Genomic DNA, 19880 nt, shown 5'->3' on the forward strand with positions numbered 1-19880 from the left:
TCGGAGAACTGAAGTTACTGTTATTAAAAAACCATATAATCAAAACTAATAAGCTTTGATTATATGGCTGTTAAATTTAAAAAATTGTAATTATTGTCTTGGTGATAATTTAGTAATAGCTGAAATATCAGTTCCTCCACCTACAACCTTTGCTCCGGCTGTAGCTACACCTGTCTCCAGATTAATTCTATAAATACGTACTTCCTCAGCTGTTTTAAATGCTTTATATGCATTTCCATCTTCAACATACATACTTCCAACTCCAAAATAGTAATCCCCTCCATGTAATGGTAATCCTGTTACAGGAGTGATTTTTTTACTAGGTAAATCAACAATCGCAGATTTGAATTTATAGTTACTAAATAAGAATCCCCATTCTATATCATCTGATCCCTCAGGAAGGTAAACAATATATGCTTTTTCTCCTCCAATAGGATATGCTGCTAATACTTTTCCTTTAAGCGAACTATCTTCAATATTAAAGAAGTAATCATCATCAAACTCTGTTTTTCCTTTATTAATTCTTAAAATTCCTGATTTTTTACCCTCCACTAAAGGATATCCGGCAGCAATAGAATTTGAAGAAAAAGTATAAATATTTCCTGCATCGGTACGGATAATACCTGTACCTGTATAATACATACCAGCAGAAGTTGTACGTGTATCCTCAATTCTCTTTACAAAATTTAAAGAAGGATAATCATATATTCTAATATAAGCCTTTGACTGATCCATACCCCAATTAGCACTTGCATCTCTATTAAAAACTGACACATATACTTTTCCATTGCTTACTGTTACAGCAGTAGGAAAATCAAAACGTCCTGTAGCAGTAGCAAAATCATTAAATTTACGAGCCGTAATAGCTTCTTTTACTGGATCATAAACAATTAATTCATTTTCTGTAGATGAGCCTTCCCAAGAAGCACCAACAACAATTACTTTGTCATCTTCAGTAACACCATAAGCATATGATGATTCAATAAATACTCTGTTTCCTGCTGTTAATTGGCTGGCAGCATTTAAATAATAAGGAGCTCCTCCTTCCACATCAGTATCAAGTGCAAACATTGTATTGCCAACAGGTACATAAGAACCTCCCTGCTCAATTCCTTTACCCGTCATATCAATAGTTCCGGTCATAAACTCATCTAATGAATCAAACCCCCACATATAATTCGCATTCCACGTATCAGTTTGGTAACCAATCACATACTTACTCCCTGGAATTGTTTTCTCTCCCGAATTATCATCACTACTACATGACAATAAAGAAACTGAAGCCAACATAGCTGCTAAAAAAGTTTTAATTTTCATTTTATTTCAATTTTTTATTATGATTATTATTTACTGCTTTAAAAACAGTTTATTATATTTAAGTTTGGTTTAATTAAGCACATACCTTAACTTCAATGTAAAAGATCTTCCTGGTTTCTGTACATTAAAATAATCGTATAGCTTCTCGTCATTAATATCAAAACATTCAAAAGCAACATTATATTTACCATTTTGTAGTGAATAAGCCAGATTTAATGAAAAATACAATTGCTCTGGTATTTCTTTTTTATTTTGTCCGCCTAATGAAGGAGGATTTAAATAATAACTATCCGTATAATTTGTAGAAACATTTACAGAAAAATTATCCGTTTTATATTTTATGTTTCTAAAATGAAATCCTAAATCCGCATTTCCATATAAAATAGGAACGTTCTGTACTTGCTTATTGTATAAATAATTAACCTGATCAGTCCCTGGCTGTAAACTATTATCTTTATTCAATGTTTTCTGATAAGTTGCATTCAAATCAAAAGTTAACCAATCTTTAAACCCATAATGAACTACCCCATCTACGCCATACACTGCAACATTTTTAAAATTCACATAAATACTTTTATTTCCATCGATTCTTGATTGTATAAAATTTTTAGCATTTCTGTATAAAAGATTTCCTTCTATCCCAAAACTATGTTTTACCTTACTCTGTTTAAATGACACTCCCAGATTAACATTATCACTTTCTTCAGGTTCCAAATATGGATTAGGATTAACTCGAATACCTCCATCTCCTAATAACTCAACTGCAGCAGGAAGCCTGAAAGCATGTTCATAAGAAGCTTTTATCTGTAATTGTTCCGGAATAACAAAATATGCTCCTGCTGTTCCATATCCAAAATCATTAAATGAAGGTTTAATCACTTCATTTTCCTGATACTGATAATATGTTCTTATTTCTCCTTTTAAATCATACATTTTTGTAAAGGCAGTATAGGAAAATCTTTTCTCTAGAGCTGATAAATTATATGCAAATCCCAATATATTTTTATTTACAAATGGCTTGGTTACTATGTAATCAGGATCACGTTCATTATCCTGGCTTCGCTTGTAGCCTAAATAAGTATAGTTGAATGCAAAAGAATTTTTTTCGTTTAAATCATATTTCAAATTAGCATTACTCTGAAGTGATTTTACATCAAAAACCATTAATGTTTTCTGATCATTAATTTCTCCACCACTAGTTTCATAATTTTTAATCGTATAATTTCCAGACCAGTCATATCTGGCAGAAGAAGTATCAACAGAACGCTCTTGAGCAATATTATAGGACGCTGCTAAACTTGCTGTTAAATCTTTAATAAAAAAATCAGTTTTTTTAAATTTAAGAGAAGGAACAAAATTATGACTATCCGTAAAAGCATCACCAACAACTCTAAACATTGTAGTTCCTTGCTGTATCTCTTTTTTGTTGGCACTAGCTGTTAATCCAAATAATAAATAATCAGCATACTTTTTATTCTTAACACCTGCCTCAGCCATAATAGCTCCTGATTTATAACCATCATGAAAATGTTTCAATTTTTGCCATGGGCCAAATGTTCCGGAAAAAGCATCCGGAATTCTTGCATCTACCTTATAGCTGTTGTCAGAGTAATTAAAAAAAGCATTTATGTTTGTTACAAATCCATTATTACTTGTAAACTGAGAATTAATGGCTGCTTTATGTGTGTTGAAAGATCCGTAGCTATAAGAAGCATCAATATATCTTTTAGTATTTTTATTACTTACAATATTTACTGCCCCCCCTAATGCATCACCTCCTAATTCTATTGGAACAACACCTTTATAAACTTCAATACGTTCCGCCATAGTAACCGGAAAATTATTTAAAGTAAAAGAGGAACCGTAATTATCAATTGGAATTCCATCTAAAAAGAACTTAATCTGACTACCCGAAAAACCATTTAATGAAAAAGTAAACGTAGATCCCATTCCTCCATTTTCTCTAACACGAACACCCGTAGTTCTATTCAAAACCTGATTCATATCAGCTGAAGTATTATATAGTTTTTTTAAATCAACAGCTGTAATATTAAAAGGTTCTTCTTTAATCCGTTGTATTTTAGATTTACCTGTTACCTGAACTTCATCCAAAGCTGCCATATCCTCTTCAATGGTTATGCCTGGAGCAGTTTGATTTGATTGCAGATTAATTTTAGTTTGCTTTGACTTAAAACCAACATAACTAATTAATAATGTATAATTACCCGGTACAGCACTAATTTCATATTTACCTTCTTCATTTGTAAGGGCTGAATAAGCTGTTCCTTTTAAGGCTACCGAAACCCCTTCAAGAGGCTGTCCGTTATTTCCTGACACTACACCTTTTAAAAGTACTTTACTGTTTTGTGAAAATCCTTGTGCCGAAAACAAAATCAATAGCAGTAGAAATAATCTATTTATTTGCATTATTTAGAATTGGTTTAAATTAAATTTGTGACAAAATTAACACCAACAAAAAGGATGTCCAAATTATTTTTAATTATTCTAAATAAATTATACAATTGGCTTTAAAAGTGCTTTTTCAATAAAAAAAAGACATATTCTTAAGATTAAATTAATTTTAGATTAAAATAACCTTAAAATTAGAATTGAATCAAAAAAGACACTTTATAAAAAACCTTACAAAAAGCAATAAAAAAATCCTGCTTATCTTCAACAAGCAGGATTCTAAAAAAGTATTTAATAAATTTTAAATGTCAGAAATAATCTTTCTCATCTCATCAATTACAATCCGGATATCTTTTTCGGTAGTTCTCCAATTGACAAATGAAGCCCTGATTCCTTTTCGGTTTTGATATACTGTTGGCGTCATGAATACTTTTCCGGTATCGTTAAGTTTAGTTAAAAACTGAGATACTTTTTCCTGATTATGATCTCTTTTTAAAGTAAAACAGACATTATTCAGGCGAATGGGTGCAAGAAGTTCAAAAACCTCATCCTCAATAAGCGCATTTCCAAAATGCAAAGCAAGGGAAACACTATTTTCAACTATTTCCTGAAAGCCTTCTTTACCATAAGCTAATAACGAAAACCAGACCGGCAGGGCTCTTAATCTTCTTGAATTTTCAGGTAATACATTTAAATAATTGAAATTTTCCAAAGGATTTCCTAAATACGGTGCATTTGAATTCTGAAAAGTTTCAATCTGTAATAATGTATGCTGTTCTTTTATCAAATAAAAAGCACTTTCATAAGGAACATTCAGCCATTTATGACAATCGATCGTAATACTGTCTGCTCCTTCCCAGCCTTTTACAAAATGTTTGTATTTGTCTGAAACCGCTGCAAAACCGCCAAAAGCAGCATCAATATGCCACCAGAAATTATATTGTTCTTTAAGTTTTGAAATTGCATCAAAATCATCAAAATCGGCCGTGTTTACAGTTCCGGCACTTGAAATTAAGATAAAAGGTTGTCCTTTTAAACTTTTGATATTTCTTTTCAAATCTTCAATATCAATTGCTTCACGATTTCCCTCTATCGTTTTGATTGTTGTATAATTCTGGCTTCCGATCCCTAACATCGACAGTGATTTTATGGAAGAAGAATGCGGAGTTGCGGTCAAAATATTAATAGGTTCAGAAACTCCATTTTTGGCAAAATCCTTACCCAATTGCTTTCCAAACCATTGTCTGGCAGTTCCCAGACAGGTAAAATTTGACATGGTCGCACCGGTTACAAATCCGCCTAAAAAAGATTTCGGAAGTTTTAATAACTGTAAAAGCAAATGGATTGTCTCAAATTCAATTAAGGCAGAATTCCCGCCCTGTGCTGTGACTGCCTGCGTATTTTGATCGTAAACTGAGGCTAGCCAGTCACCGGCAATTGAAGCCGGCGTTGAACCGCCAGTTACAAAGCCCCAGTATCTTGGTCCGGGCGAAGCGACCATAAGAGGAGCCAGCCTGTTATTAAATTCTTCGAAGGCTGCTAAAGATCCCAAACCGGACTGGTTTAACTCACGGTTGGTATCAATCGTTTCTCTTTTTGAAGTTGGGATATTTTCAAGGTCATTTAAAAAACCTATGGCCCGTTGTTTGGCTTTTTCAAGTATATTTTCAAAATCGTTTAAATCTTGTTGCAAGGCTGAATTCATTTTTTTTTGAATTAAAATAATTTTGCCCGAATTTAAACAATTGTATTTATAAGAAAAAATTTATCTTTTTAATGAAAAATGCCCTTTATAGACTTTCCCATTTGCCCTTGTTACCACAAACCAGTAATCTGTTGAAGGTAATTGGTGTGCACTAAAAGTTCCGTCCCAAGCTGAAGTTGCATTTAATTCTTTAATAAATTTACCATATCTGTCGAAAATTTTGGTATTTATCGTAGGCTCAGTTTCTGAGAATTTTATTTTCCATGTATCATTGTATCCGTCTCCATTTGGCGTGAAAAACTTAGGGTAATTTAGCAAAAAGACTTCCTGATTTATAGTTCCGCAACCATTTTTATCGCGCACATATACAATATAATCACCCGTTTGTAATCCCGAAAAAGTATTGCTGTCCTGATAGGTAATTCCGTCCACTGAATATTCATAATCTCCTAAACTGCTGTCGGCAAGTTCTACCACAATTACATTCTCTTCGTCTGTCCAGTCCTTAGTGCCTATATTTAAAATTGTGGCGCTATTGGATAATTTTACCTCAAAGTTTTTAGTCGAAGAGCAAACTGTATTTCCATGATTTTGGGTCACAGTAACCGAATATGATCCTACATCGGAAACTGTTATCGATTGTGAAGCTGCACCTGTAGACCACAAATAACCATCGAAACCTGAGCCTGCACTTATAGTAACATTTTTATTTTGACATAACGTAACAGTATCTGAAATAGCAATAACAGGCACGGCTACTAATCCTAAATTTAGCTGAACAACCTGATAACATTTATCATCCGAATCAATTCTCACATACAGTACCACATTACTCTGAGACAAATTGTAATTGGTTTGCGTTGTTATTTGTTCCGCAACAGTTTGATTTTGTGCTCCCGATAATGTTGTAAAAAAAGTAAAAGCGCAGGTAGTACAAGTCGTTATTTTAGCATTATAAATTGTCAGATCTACCTGTTCTGAACCATCATTATCAATATCACAAATAATATCCGAAACGTCATTTACAGGAATACTGGGTGATACTATTGATACCAAAACCGGTAATCTGTTAATACTTTCACAGCCGTTTAAAGTCTGGGTAGCATAATACGTCACACCGTTTGAAAGTGAGGTCGCAGCCGGTAAAACGTTTCCGTTTACTGACGCATCATACCAAACTATATTAGTCCCTGCAACAGATAAATTTGCAATAGTAGCTTTTTGAGTGGTACAAAAATTCTGTTGGGAATCTCCGGTTGGTACTGGTGTATTTTGAATGGTTATCGTTATTGGGATTCGTAAACTTTCACACATACTTACGGTTTGAGAAGCATAATAAGTCTGATTCTGCAAAATGGTTGAACCTGCCAGAAGATTTCCGTTTACAGCAGCGTCGTACCATTTGATATTCGTGCCGGTCACGGCAACATCGCTTAAAACCGCATTCTGCTGCACGCAAAAAGACTGATTGGCTGTTGCTGTCGGAAGCGGTTCAGTATTAACATACGGTTTTATCTCTACTTCGTTTGCCACAAGTGAAACACAGCCTAAAGTATTTTTTATAAGTATTTGATACGTAGCCGGAGCTAAATTACTTTTTGACTTTGAAGTTGTCCAGTTTTGTCCATTATCAAAACTATAAGACGCAGCATCGTCAGAAATCGTGATAGCTCCTGTTAAGGTTAAACAATCCGGTTGTGTGACTGAAACCGTTGGCGTTGGCGGATAACCAGGCGGAATAGTAATTGTTGCCTTAATTGGTGTTGTTTCACACAAGGTACTGTTTCGTGTTTTGACCCAATAATCACCGGGAACAAATCCGGTTTTTACATTACTTGTCTGCCAGGATAAACCATTATCAAAACTATACTCAGCATCTGGGCTGGTAACTGTAATTGTCCCATAAGGATTAGTACAAATTACAGGCTGAACAATATCTATCGTAGGTGTCTCACTAGAAACTGCTACTAAATTAATATGAGCTGAAACCGGCGCCGAAATGCAGCTGGAACTTTTGGTGGTAACATTATAATCACCACCCGCCAAACCAGAAAAAACCATAGATGACTGATAATTCACACCATCTACGCTATACAAAAGACCAGTGGGAGCTGTTACCGTAATAGTTCCTGAAGGGACATCACAATTGGGCTGCGTAGTTTCTACTGTCGGTTTTATAGGTCCGGATTTTACATTTATGGTTATCTCGTTGGAAAATACACGACAATTCGTAGAACTAATATTGGAACTGTCAGCGGTTGCCAAACGGTATTTATAAGTACCAACAGCACCTGAAACAAAAGTATAGGTAGCGGCATTTGCTCCCGAAACATCTGTCCAGGTTATTCCTCCATCAGTACTATTTTGCCATTGATAACCAGCCGTTGTATAAGCAGAAGAAGAAACAGATCCACTAAGTGTAATTGATCTTGATTCTCCTTCACAAACTTCAAGGTTCGTTACCGACTCGTTTACAATTGCCGAAGTAACCGTTGGTCCGCAGGCTCTAAAAGTAATATCATCCAGAGCGATATCATTGCCCGGAGCAGCACCTGCTTTATTATTTCGCATTCGGATAACAACTGTTGAAACTCCTGATGGTGTGGTAAAAAAGAATCCGTATTGTTTCCATGTCGCACTACTCGACAAAGCAATATCTCCTGTATTGTAGGTTCCTAAAATTGCCCCGCTGGTATCTTCAATTGTAAAAGTAATATTAGGCGGACTATTGTCCTGGCTTCTCAGTAGATTCATAATCCAGGCAGCAAATTCATAAGTTGTACCTGCACACAAGCCGGAAACCGTATTTTTATAGAAATAATCTGTAGTCGAAAGGCTGGCGTTTACCACCATCATATAACCTCCGCCTGTATGGTCTGTAGTTGTCCACCATGTTCCTGCTGTATTTGTTCTGCTTTCAACTGTATAAGAACCATCGCTTGGAAAATCTGCTGTAGTCCATGTATAACTGGTAATTCCTGTTCCTAAAGCTGTTCCGTGAGTCGAAGTTCCGGAACCAAAATCGATTTTAACCACAGGATCTCCCAAACTGCCGGTACACAATTGTGCCTGTAATTTTGGTACCAAAAAAAGTATGATTACTACTAAATAAAAGCTTTTACTGTTCAAAATAGATTCATTTTATTGCAGTAAAACTACTTTATAATAGAATGAATAGTTAAACTTTTAGACCAATCTGTATAAATGAACGATGAATCATAAACTACTATCTATTAATGCTTTATTTCTAAGTTAAATCTTTAACACAAGCATAGTTATATCACTAAGAATGAATAGCTAACATAATTATTTTTTACCATTTTGTCTTCTCAGAGAATCTGGAAACCATCATAGAACAGATGACATCTCCGTTAGCATTCAATAAAGTAGCTATCGGATCGACCAAAGTACCCAAAATCATCGCAACAGGAAGTGCCTGCTCCATTGGAAAACCGTAAACTGTTATGGCCAGAATTTCGCCAATATAACCTCCGTTTGGAATTCCGCCTTCGACAATGGAAACTACAACTGTAATTCCGAGAGCTAAAAGAATCGTCATAGGATCTGTAAAATCTTTTCCAAACATCGCAAACAGAAAAGTAATTTTTAGGATGGATGACATACTCGAACCGTCTTTATGCAAAGGCGCACCAAGTGGAATTACCAAATTTCGAACATGTGCTGGAATTCCCATTTTTTGTGCAGCATCCAAATTCGCCGGAATAGTGGCAATACTGCTGCAGGTTCCTACAGCCGTTAAAGACGGCATTATATTGTTGCTCCAAAAAACTTTTAAAGCTCTTTTTCCGCCAGCGACAAATGCATACAAACTAAAAAATACAAAGAAATAGAAAATGCAGGCTGCATAATAAACCGCCATTGGTTTTGCATAAACGCCAAATAACTGCGGACCAAAAATACCAACCTGATAAGCAAAATAAGCTCCTAAACCAATTGGTGCAGATTTCATAATGATATTCAAAAGCTGTTTCATGACTTCATTTCCTGAATCTAGAAAACTCTTAAAAGCCTTTCCTTTTTCTCCTGATTGTAATGTGGCAAAACCGACTAAAAAAGAGAAAATAATCAAAGCTAACATGCTTTTTCGAGACAATAGTTCGAAGAAATCATTTGCTGTAAGCAGTTTTGCAATTTGATCTCCCGCCGACCCTGAGGTTACTTCTTCAAACGGAACTTTAGCAATCGCTATGTCTTCATGTATTGGAAAAAGATAAACCGCGCAAATCATTACAATGGCCGAAATCAAAATTGTAGTGAGAAAAACGAGAATCATGATAACAAACAGTTTTCCTAATTTTTCTGTTCGTTCCAAATTAGCAATTGAAGAGCCAATCGTGAAAAATATAAGTGGAATAATGGCTGTGAAAAGTAAATTCAGGAAAATATCGCCCAGTGGTTTTATGATCAAAACATCTTCTCCAAATACCAACCCGAAAATACTTCCGATTATAATTCCGCCAAGAAGCCATAAAATACTGCTGTAACTCTGCAAAAAATTGATTTTCTTAACTTCCATAACGACACAAGGATTTAGAATTCAGCAAGCTTTATATTTTTTAAACACATAGAAGCATAGAATTACTTTGCGTAAAAAGGCGTTTCACTCATTTAAAAAACATATCTATGTGTGAAAAATATGTTTCTCTTTAAATTCTCTCAACTAAAATTAAAAAAATCTATGTTCCTATGTATTTAAAAATTTCAACTATTTCTCCAGAACTATTGTTGTAAAAGCTCTATCAGCCAATTCGCCGGTTTTGCTTTTTACTTTTTCAGTCTGTGTTTCGGTATAAACGATTTTGAAATCTGATTTTTTAATTAAATCCTGCGCTTTTTCGGTGCTGTACAATTCAAATTCGAATTGCGTAAAAGGCAGTTTTTTCATAAAATCTTCTTCGGCAAATGTCAGACAGAAATTTCCGTTTGGCTTTAAAACCCTGTAAATTTCCGAAAGCAATTCTTCGGGTTTCTGCCAAAAATAAATTGTATTTACAGTAAATATTTTATCGAATAATTCAGACTCAAACGGAATTGTATTTCCGTCATAAATTGAAAAGAAAGCCTGTTTTTGAGAAACAAAATTTCGATTGATCTGACGCGCTTCCTGAAACATCAGTTCCGACATTTCCAGTCCGTAATATTTTAGTTTTTCGGCTTGTTCAAACAAAAATTCTACGTGACCTGCGTTTCCGTGACCCAGTTCCAAAATTCTGTTTTCATTTGAAATATTTAGATTCAGAATCGAATGTTTCGTCATATTGATGTTTGTTTCGTTCATCATATTGCCCATTTCGATTCCTTTTTCTCCTGTTGGATGTTTTAACTGGGAGGCAATTTCCTGTAATTCTTCATTTTTCATAATGTTCAAATTTAATACAAATTGAAATTAAAACTCCTAATGCCTTAGCCCAGATGGGAACGGCATCCTTTTGTGGCGGGGTTCGCCACAAAAGATATAGTGCACAGCTGGAATTAGCTCCTAAAACTTTTTATTCTTAGCCTTTCAGAAGAAACAAGCTTACTTTATTTTTACCATTAAGGCATTAAGAAAATTAAGCTAAACTTTATAAGCTTATCACTAAATGGTAAAAAGAAAATTAAGACCTCGCTTTATGAACTTAATCTCTTAATGGTAAAAAACTAAAAAACCTGACTTGCAATCTGGCGGATATTCTCAGATTTACCCATTGAATAATAATGTAAAAACGGAACTCCGGCGGCTTTTAATTCTAATGACTGCTGGATCGCCCACTCGACTCCGACTTGTTTGATTTCAGCGTTGTTTTTGCATTTATCAACTGCGTGAATCAAATCTTCTGGTAAATCGATACGGAAAATCTGAGGCAGAATCTGCATGTGTTTTTGAACTGCGATTGGCTTAATTCCCGGAATAATTGGTACTGTAATGCCCATTTCCCTTGCTTTTTCCACAAAAGCAAAATATTTAGCATTGTCGAAAAACATTTGCGTTACCACATAATCTGCACCTGCATCTACTTTTTCTTTTAGTCGTCGCAAATCAGACTGCAAAGAAGGAGACTCCAGATGTTTCTCCGGATAACCGGCAACACCAATACAAAAATCGGCTCTGTTGTCGACATCCATTACTTCATGAAGGTATTTTCCGCAATTCAGATCATTTATTTGTCTAACCAGATCAACAGCATAATGATTACCGCCCTCTTTAGGAACGAAAGACTGTTCGTGTTTCATCGCGTCACCACGAAGCGCCATCACATTATTAATTCCCAGATAGTGACAATCCACTAACACATATTCCGTTTCTTCCTTAGTAAATCCTCCGCAAAGTAAATGCGGCACAGTATCTACATTGTATTTATGCTTTATAGAAGCACAGATTCCAAGCGTTCCCGGACGCATACGGGTCATTTTTTTGTCTAAAAGTCCGTTACCTTTATCAATGTAAATGTACTCTTCACGAGAAGTTGTTACATCAATAAACGGCGGATTAAACTCCATTAACGGATCAATATTATCGTATAATTCCTGAATGCTTTTCCCCTTTTGAGGAGGAATAATTTCAAATGAGAATAATGTTTTTCCTTTGGCGTTTTCTATATGTTCTGTTACTTTCATTATTTGTTTTTTGTTTCAGGTTTAAGGTTTAAGGTTTCAAGTTCTCTACAGCAACTTGAAACTTTAAACCTGAAACCAAAATAACTTTTTCGTTAATCTGCTATATTAGGGTTTAACCATTTCATGGCGTAATCAAGCGGTACATTTCGGCGTTTGGCGTAATCTGTGACCTGATCTTCTTTTATTTTTCCGAGTCCGAAATAGCGGCTTTTTGGGTTTCCGAAATAATATCCTGAAACCGATGAAGCCGGCCACATTGCCATACTTTCTGTCAGCTTTACTCCTATTTGTTTTTCAACATCCAAAAGCTTCCAGATTGTCGGTTTTTCCAAGTGATCTGGACAAGCAGGATAACCTGGCGCTGGACGAATTCCTTTATAACTTTCTTTGATCAATTCTTCATTAGTTAAAGATTCTTCGCTATCATAACCCCAGAAATCTTTACGCACTCTCTCGTGAAGATATTCGGCGAAAGCCTCAGCAAAACGATCCGCAAGCGCTTTAACCATAATCGAATTATAATCGTCTAAATTCTTTTCGTATTCCGCCGCCCATTCATCAACACCAAAACCAGTTGTTACACAGAATGCGCCCATATAATCATCGATTCCGCTTTCTTTTGGCAGAATAAAATCGGCCAAAGCGATGTTTGGAGCGCCTTTTGTTTTTTGTGACTGCTGACGAAGCGTTAAGAATTTCTCTAATACTTTTCCGTTTTCATCACGTAATTCAATATCATCGTCATCAACCTGATTCGCAGGGAAAATTCCGTAAATACCTTTTGCTTTTAGTTTTTTCTCTGCTAAAATTACTTTCAGCATTGCCTGAGCATCATTAAAAACCGAAGTCGCTTCTTTACCCACAACCTCATCCGTTAAAATTGCCGGATATTTTCCGTACAATTCCCAAGTCTGGAAAAATGGTGTCCAGTCGATATACGGAACCAAAACATCCAATTCTACTTCGATGGTTTGTGCGCCGATTACTTTTGGTTTAACTGGAGTATATTCGCTCCAATCCAATGGTAATTTGTTTTTACGGGCATCTTCAATCGTCAAGAAATTCTTGTCTCTCGAACGGTTCAAGAACGTTTCTCTAAACGAATCGTATTCTGCGCGAATATCTGCAGCATATATTTTTCTATTATGATCTAACAGATTTCCGGCAACGGTAACAGCTCTCGAAGCATCGTTTACGTGAATTACCGTTTCTCTGTATTGAGGTGCAATTTTCACGGCTGTATGCGCGCGAGAAGTTGTTGCTCCACCAATCATAATTGGGATTTTAATATCTTGTTTGTCTAATTCTTTGGCCAAATAAACCATTTCGTCAAGCGAAGGTGTGATCAGTCCACTTAATCCAATAATATCAACTTCGTGTTCAATCGCTGCCGCAATAATTTTCTCTGGAGCAACCATTACACCTAAGTCAACAATCTCGTAATTGTTACAAGCTAAAACTACCGAAACGATGTTTTTACCAATATCATGAACGTCACCTTTTACAGTTGCCATTAAGATTTTTCCGTTTCCTTGTTTGTCTCCGGCTTGTTTGCTGGCTTCAATAAAAGGTAATAAATAAGCCACCGCTTTTTTCATTACACGTGCCGATTTTACTACCTGTGGCAAGAACATTTTTCCGCTTCCGAATAAATCTCCAACCACATTCATTCCCGCCATTAAGTTGATCTCGATAACTTCGATTGGTTTTGTTGCTGCCAAACGCGCTTCTTCAACATCTTCTTCAATGTAAGTATCAACACCTTTTACCAATGAATGCGTAATACGCTCCTGAACAGTTCCTAATCGCCATTCCTGAACGGCTTTTTCGTCACTTTTTGCTTCACCTTTTACGCTTTCAGCAAAATCCAAAAGTCTTTCGGTTGCATCGTTGCGTCTATCTAAAATTACGTCTTCAACGTATTCTAATAAATCTTTCGGAATATCATCATAAATCGTCAGCATTTCTGGGTTTACGATTCCCATTGTCATTCCTTCTTTAATCGCGTGGTATAAAAATACCGAGTGCATCGCTTCACGAACGGTATCGTTTCCTCTAAAAGAGAACGAAACGTTACTCACTCCACCGCTGATATGCGCATGCGGAAGGTTTTCACGAACCCATTTTGTTCCTCTAAAGAAATCCAATGCGTTCAATCTATGCTCTTCCATTCCCGTTGCAACTGGGAAAATATTCAAATCGAAAATAATATCCTGCGGAGGAAACCCAACCTTGTTCACCAAAATATCATACGAACGCGCACAAATTTCCACTCTACGATCGTAATTATCGGCCTGACCTACTTCGTCAAAAGCCATAACAATCGCTGCCGCTCCGTAACGTTTGATTAATTTAGCATGGTGAATAAAAGCTTCTTCTCCTTCTTTTAACGAAATCGAGTTTACAACGCTTTTTCCTTGTACTACTTTAAGACCTGCTTCAATGATTTCCCATTTCGAACTATCGATCATAATTGGCACTCTCGAAATGTCTGGTTCTGCAGCAATCAAGTTTAGGAATTTGGTCATGGCAGTTACCCCGTCCAACATTCCCTCATCCATATTGATATCGATGATTTGCGCTCCTCCTTCTACCTGCTGTCTTGCAATATCAAGTGCCTCGTCATATTTCTCTTCCTTGATTAATCTCAAGAATTTTCTTGAACCTGTTACGTTTGTACGCTCACCAACATTCACGAAAACACTTTCCGGCGTAATAATCAACGGTTCTAATCCTGATAATACAAGGTCTCTTCTTTTTTCTGTCATTTTTTTTTTAAGTTACTGAGATCCTGAGATACTAAGGTTCTAAGTTTTTTATTCTATATTTTTTAGGTCTTTAAACCTGTAATCTTTTTAATACTTTGGGCGTGTCCCTCCGGGTCGGGCTATCCGTTACAAGTCCTCGCTCTTCCTTCGTCAAGCTGTGGGCTTTTCACTTCTATCCCTCACGCAAACTCGGTTTCATAAGTCCATTTATGTTTTCCAAGTTTCAATTTTATTATTTATTCTTCCAACAATTTGTCCAATTGATTTTGAAGTGTTTTTTTATCTGGCAAATACAATTGATATTTACTTAATAAAACCTTATTTGTAATACTATCCGTTGCATATTCAACTAAAATATGATTTTTATGTGCTCCCAATACAATACCAATTGGCTCATTATCTCCTTCTGTTGCTTCTTCTTTTTTGAAATAATTCAGATACAAATTCATTTGACCAATATCTTGATGATCGATTTCACCTCTTTTCAAATCTACCAAAACAAAACATTTCAGTATTCGATGATAAAAAAGCAAGTCCAGATAAAAATGTCTTCCGCCAATACTCATTCGATATTGTCTGCCTATAAAAGCAAAACCTTTTCCCATCTCCATAATGAACTGCTGTAGATTCGAAATAATTTTCTCTTCCAGTTCATTTTCTAAATATTGATATTGTTCAGGAATATTTAAAAAGTCCAGTACAAATGGGTCTTTAATTAAATCCTCTGCATTTTCTACAATATGTCCTTCTTTAGCCAATCTCAAAACACCTTCTTTATCCTTGCTTAATGCTAATCTTTCAAACAATGAACTCTTCATTTGACGTTTTAATTCTCTTACACTCCAACGTTCATGCTGACATTGTTTAGCATAAAAACCCAATTCCAAATCATTATTTGATTTTAATATCTCTGTATAATGACTCCAGGTCAATTGTCCAGACAGTGTCTGGATATTTTGAAACTTGATATAAAATTGGCGTATCTGAAAAATATTGGAACGACCAAAACCTTTACCATACTTTTGTGTCAAATCATTAGAAAGCGTATCAAGCAATTGACTTCCGTATTCAGCTTTTTGATTTCCTTTTTGCTCAAACTCCACAATGTGTTGCCCCACATACCAATAAGTCTGCACCAAAATTGTATTGACAGATTGTATCGCTTGTTGCCTTCCTTGTTGCAACAAACTACCAATTTTATCTATAAGTTCATTATAAGGTTCTTTCTCTAAACTCATAATTGTCATTTACAATTTCAACGAAATTTTTGCTTCATCCTAACCTGCACTGTTTTGAAAAGCTTGGAGGTTTCTGCTTTTATACCTCAATAAAATTATACCTACAAGGTTTTGAAAACCTTGCAGGAATATGAATATTATTCAAAAACTGGCGCCACTCTCGGTTTATAATCCTTAGCAACCTCAGCCATTAATCGAATATGATCTGGCGTTGTTCCGCAACAACCGCCGATGATATTGATCAAATTATCTTCTAAATATTCTTTAATGAATGCTTGTGTCTGTTCTGGTGTTTCATCGTATTGTCCGAAAGCATTTGGCAATCCAGCATTTGGATGCGCTGAAACATTAAAGCTTGTATTATGCGCTAATGTTTTTAAATACGGTTTCAGCAAATCGGCTCCAAGAGCACAATTGAATCCTACGCTTAATAACGGAATATGCGAAACCGAAATCAAAAATGCTTCAACAGTTTGCCCAGAAAGCGTTCTTCCTGAAGCATCTGTAATCGTTCCCGAAACCATGATTGGAATATCAAGATTGCGTTCTTCTTTTACTTCTTCGATTGCAAAAAGTGCTGCTTTTGCATTTAAGGTATCGAAAATCGTTTCTACTAAAAGCAAATCACAGCCACCGTCCATTAAAGCTTCTACCTGCTCTTTGTAGGCAATTCTTAAATCATCAAAAGTTACAGCTCTGTAACCCGGATCGTTTACATCTGGTGACATACTTGCTGTACGGTTTGTAGGTCCGATTGAACCTGCTACAAAACGTGGTTTCTCTGGATTTTTTGCGGTAAACTGATTGGCAACCTCGCGTGCAAGTTTTGCCGATTCGTAGTTTAACTCGTAAACCAAATCTTCCATGTGATAATCGGCCATACCGATTGTTGTTCCGGAGAAGGTATTGGTTTCTACGATGTCAGCACCTGCTTCATAATAAGCGGCATGAACATCGCGGATTGCTTGTGGTTGTGTTAGGGATAGTAAATCGTTGTTTCCTTTTAACGGATGCGGGAAATCTTTGAAACGCTCTCCTCTAAAATCTTCTTCTGAGAAGTTATAGCGTTGCAGCATTGTTCCCATTGCTCCGTCAAGGATTAGGATATTTTTTTTAATTGCTTCCTGAATTGTAATCGACATATTTTTTTATCTTTTAGCTGCTAAGAAGCTAAGGTTCTTAGATGCTAAGTTTTTTAATCATTATTAATTCCAAAAGTTCACTATTACCGGCTAATTAGCCCCGATGGGTGTGATATCCTTTTATTCTGGGGTTCAGAATAAAAGATATAGCATACAGCGGGAACTTTGACTGCAAAAATGCGTCAATAATTCGCTCGAAATACTGAATCTGTTTCAGTAATTATTGTAAGTTGTCAGGAAAAGTTTTTTGAGAAATACGTAATGTATTTTGCGTTATCTATCTTGAATACGTTGCTGTATTAAGTAGAATGTAGCACCTTCTTTATGGCAAAGGGTTGCTAAGGTTTCATTGGGTCTTTCCCTCCGCCTTTCGTGATAACTTTCAATAAAATTAGGAACGGCGCAAAGGTACAAAATAGCCTTTCGACTTGCAAGTTTTTTTTAAGAATCTAAATTGCTAAGGTTCTGAGACTCTAAGCTTAAATTTTCTGAAATAAAAAAGCTCAAACTATTACTGTTTGAGCTTTTGATTTTAAATCTTAGTCTGTAAGCCTAAAGAGACTTATTAATGTCTTCAAGGGATTGTTTAAAAACTTCTTTCCCATTTTAGAAATGTATCCATGACTTCCTGATGATCTGTTAATTCATTATCTGTCATTTTCATTTCACTGCCAATTTTTGAATTTTCTTCTGGTAGCTGTTCTTCATTCCATTTGTCCATAAATAGATAATTTTAAATACTTTCTTAAAGTTAACATTTTTTCTTCATCATTCAAAATACTAAAATCAAAATTTCTCTTTCTGAAAAAAAATAATACTGCAAAGTTACTTCGCTTCTGACAGACTAAGTTTAAATTAACATCAACAAAAAAGCCCAAACTAAAAAAGTTTGAGCTTTTGATATTTAATAAGAATCTTTTTCCCTATTAAACTATCGCTTTCACAACAGCTTTTGGAGCTTCTTTACGTGTTCCGTCAAAACCGTCTACACCTGAAACTGTAGTGTATTTTAAAACGTATTTTTTACCAGGGTTAACGATTTGATAAGCCGCCTGACACATCAAAGTCGCTTCGTGGAATCCACAAAGGATTAATTTTAATTTTCCTGGATATGTATTTACGTCTCCAATAGCGAAAATTCCCGGAATATTAGTCTGGTAATCTAATGCGTTGTTTACTTTGATCGCATTTTTCTCGATTTCTAATCCCCAGTCAGCAATTGGTCCTAATTTTGGAGTCAATCCGAAAAGTGGAATAAAATAATCTGTTTCGATTTTACGGTGTGCTCCGTTTTCTTCAATATCCAAAGATTCAACATGCTCAGCACCATTGATTCCAATTACCTCAGCTGGCGTAATTAATTTGATTTTTCCGGCTGATTTTAATTCCTGAACTTTTTCTACAGAATCTAAAGCGCCTCTAAATTCGTTTCTACGGTGAATCAAAGTTACTTCTGAAGCTACATTTGCTAGGAAGATACTCCAGTCTAACGCTGAATCTCCTCCTCCGGCAATAACTACTCTTTTGCCTCTGAATTTCTCAGGATTTTTGATGAAGTATTTTACACCTTTGTCTTCATAAAACTCAATATCTTCAATAAGAGGCTTACGTGGTTCAAAACTTCCTAAACCTCCTGCAATTGCGATTACAGGCGCATGGAATTTCTTTCCTTTGTTTGACGTCACGATAAAACTTCCGTCTTCTTGTTTTTCGATAGTTTCTGCACGCTCACCTAAAGTAAAACCTGGTTCAAACTGCTTAATCTGCTCCATTAAACCGTCTACTAAATCTCCTGCCAAAACTTCCGGAAAGCCAGGGATATCGTAAATAGGCTTTTTAGGATACAATTCCGAAAGCTGTCCTCCAGGCTGAGGCAAAGCATCTAAAATATGGCATTTTAATTTTAATAATCCTGCCTCGAATACGGCAAATAAACCTGTTGGTCCTGCTCCAATTATAAGTATATCTGTTTTAATCATTATGGTGTTGTTTATAATCATTCTTAATAATACAAAGAAACAAATAATTTATTCTAATTTCAATGATTTTTATCATTCATTTCTTTGCGAAACTTTTTACTCTTTATTTTTTAACGAAGCCGTAATTTCGTTCATTCTTTTAACCTTATCTTCAAAATCACCTTTCAGTGTTTTTCTGTATTCATTGAGGTTCTCAACCATTTTATTGATATCCTCCGGAATCACTTCTTCAAAAAACTCCCTTAGCCTTTTGGCTGTTGTTGGTGATTTTCCGTTGGTCGAAATGGCAATTTTCACATTTCCTTTTGTTACGATTCCACCGAGATAATAATCGCATAAATCTGGTGTGTCGGCTATATTGCAAATCAGATAACGCTTTCTCGCCAAATCATATACCTTTTTATTTACTTTTAAATCATCAGTACACGCAATTACCATATGGCGTTTTTTGAGCATTTTCTTTTTAAATTTCGATTTTGTCAATGTAATCGAAGGATGCTGCTCTGCCAATGCTTTAATTTCTAAATGAAATTCTTTTGCTACTACCTCAACATTTGCATTCGGACTTGACTTTAGCAAGAAAGAAAGCTTTTCCAGACCTACATTTCCTCCGCCTACAATCAGAACATTTAAATTGTGAAGCTTTAAAAATATCGGATATAATTCGTTTTGTTCCATTTTAATTTATTTTCATCCAACCAAAA

General features: G+C 35.5%; 13 protein-coding genes and 1 riboswitch. All 13 genes read right to left on the minus strand.

What is annotated here, in order from left to right:
- Positions 1 to 90: 90 nt before the first annotated feature.
- The 13 genes from GWR14_RS09985 to GWR14_RS10040 all read right to left on the minus strand — a co-directional run bounded on the left by GWR14_RS09985 (position 91) and on the right by GWR14_RS10040 (position 19854).
- Positions 91 to 1317, minus strand: coding sequence for a DUF4374 domain-containing protein (locus tag GWR14_RS09985; protein ID WP_163408881.1), 1227 nt, complete (start codon positions 1315 to 1317; stop codon positions 91 to 93).
- 69 nt (positions 1318 to 1386) lie between these two features.
- Positions 1387 to 3744, minus strand: a complete 2358-nt coding sequence (locus GWR14_RS09990; protein ID WP_163408882.1) for a TonB-dependent receptor — start codon at positions 3742 to 3744, stop codon at positions 1387 to 1389.
- Between the two features lie 283 nt (positions 3745 to 4027).
- Positions 4028 to 5431 carry a pyridoxal phosphate-dependent decarboxylase family protein gene (locus GWR14_RS09995; protein WP_163408883.1) on the minus strand — a complete coding sequence of 468 codons (1404 nt, stop codon included), beginning with the start codon at positions 5429 to 5431 and terminating at the stop codon, positions 4028 to 4030.
- 60 nt (positions 5432 to 5491) lie between these two features.
- Complete coding sequence (locus GWR14_RS10000) at positions 5492 to 8560, minus strand: T9SS type B sorting domain-containing protein (protein WP_163408884.1); 3069 nt, start codon at positions 8558 to 8560, stop codon at positions 5492 to 5494.
- 184 nt (positions 8561 to 8744) lie between these two features.
- A complete protein-coding gene (locus GWR14_RS10005) occupies positions 8745 to 9968 on the minus strand; it encodes a dicarboxylate/amino acid:cation symporter (protein ID WP_163408885.1) in 1224 nt (407 codons plus the stop codon).
- A 189-nt stretch (positions 9969 to 10157) separates the two neighbouring features.
- A complete protein-coding gene (locus GWR14_RS10010; protein ID WP_163408886.1) occupies positions 10158 to 10811 on the minus strand; it encodes a class I SAM-dependent methyltransferase in 654 nt (217 codons plus the stop codon).
- A gap of 281 nt (positions 10812 to 11092) precedes the next feature.
- A complete protein-coding gene (gene metF, locus GWR14_RS10015; protein WP_163408887.1) occupies positions 11093 to 12049 on the minus strand; it encodes a methylenetetrahydrofolate reductase [NAD(P)H] in 957 nt (318 codons plus the stop codon).
- Positions 12050 to 12141: 92 nt separating this feature from the next.
- On the minus strand, positions 12142 to 14817 hold the full coding sequence (metH, locus tag GWR14_RS10020) for a methionine synthase (RefSeq protein ID WP_163408888.1): 2676 nt from the start codon (positions 14815 to 14817) through the stop codon (positions 12142 to 12144).
- Positions 14818 to 15053: 236 nt separating this feature from the next.
- Positions 15054 to 16055, minus strand: a complete 1002-nt coding sequence (locus tag GWR14_RS10025) for a PDDEXK nuclease domain-containing protein (RefSeq protein WP_163408889.1) — start codon at positions 16053 to 16055, stop codon at positions 15054 to 15056.
- Between the two features lie 137 nt (positions 16056 to 16192).
- A complete protein-coding gene (locus GWR14_RS10030; RefSeq protein ID WP_163408890.1) occupies positions 16193 to 17197 on the minus strand; it encodes a homocysteine S-methyltransferase family protein in 1005 nt (334 codons plus the stop codon).
- 270 nt (positions 17198 to 17467) lie between these two features.
- Positions 17468 to 17579: riboswitch (SAM riboswitch) on the minus strand.
- A gap of 204 nt (positions 17580 to 17783) precedes the next feature.
- Positions 17784 to 17918, minus strand: a complete 135-nt coding sequence (locus GWR14_RS24015; protein WP_262888213.1) for a hypothetical protein — start codon at positions 17916 to 17918, stop codon at positions 17784 to 17786.
- 205 nt (positions 17919 to 18123) lie between these two features.
- Positions 18124 to 19176, minus strand: coding sequence for an NAD(P)/FAD-dependent oxidoreductase (locus GWR14_RS10035; protein WP_163408891.1), 1053 nt, complete (start codon positions 19174 to 19176; stop codon positions 18124 to 18126).
- A 96-nt stretch (positions 19177 to 19272) separates the two neighbouring features.
- Positions 19273 to 19854, minus strand: coding sequence for a precorrin-2 dehydrogenase/sirohydrochlorin ferrochelatase family protein (locus GWR14_RS10040; protein WP_163408892.1), 582 nt, complete (start codon positions 19852 to 19854; stop codon positions 19273 to 19275).
- Positions 19855 to 19880: the final 26 nt, after the last annotated feature.

This window comes from Flavobacterium ajazii (assembly GCF_010614725.1).
GTDB classification, from domain to species: Bacteria; Bacteroidota; Bacteroidia; order Flavobacteriales; family Flavobacteriaceae; genus Flavobacterium; species Flavobacterium ajazii.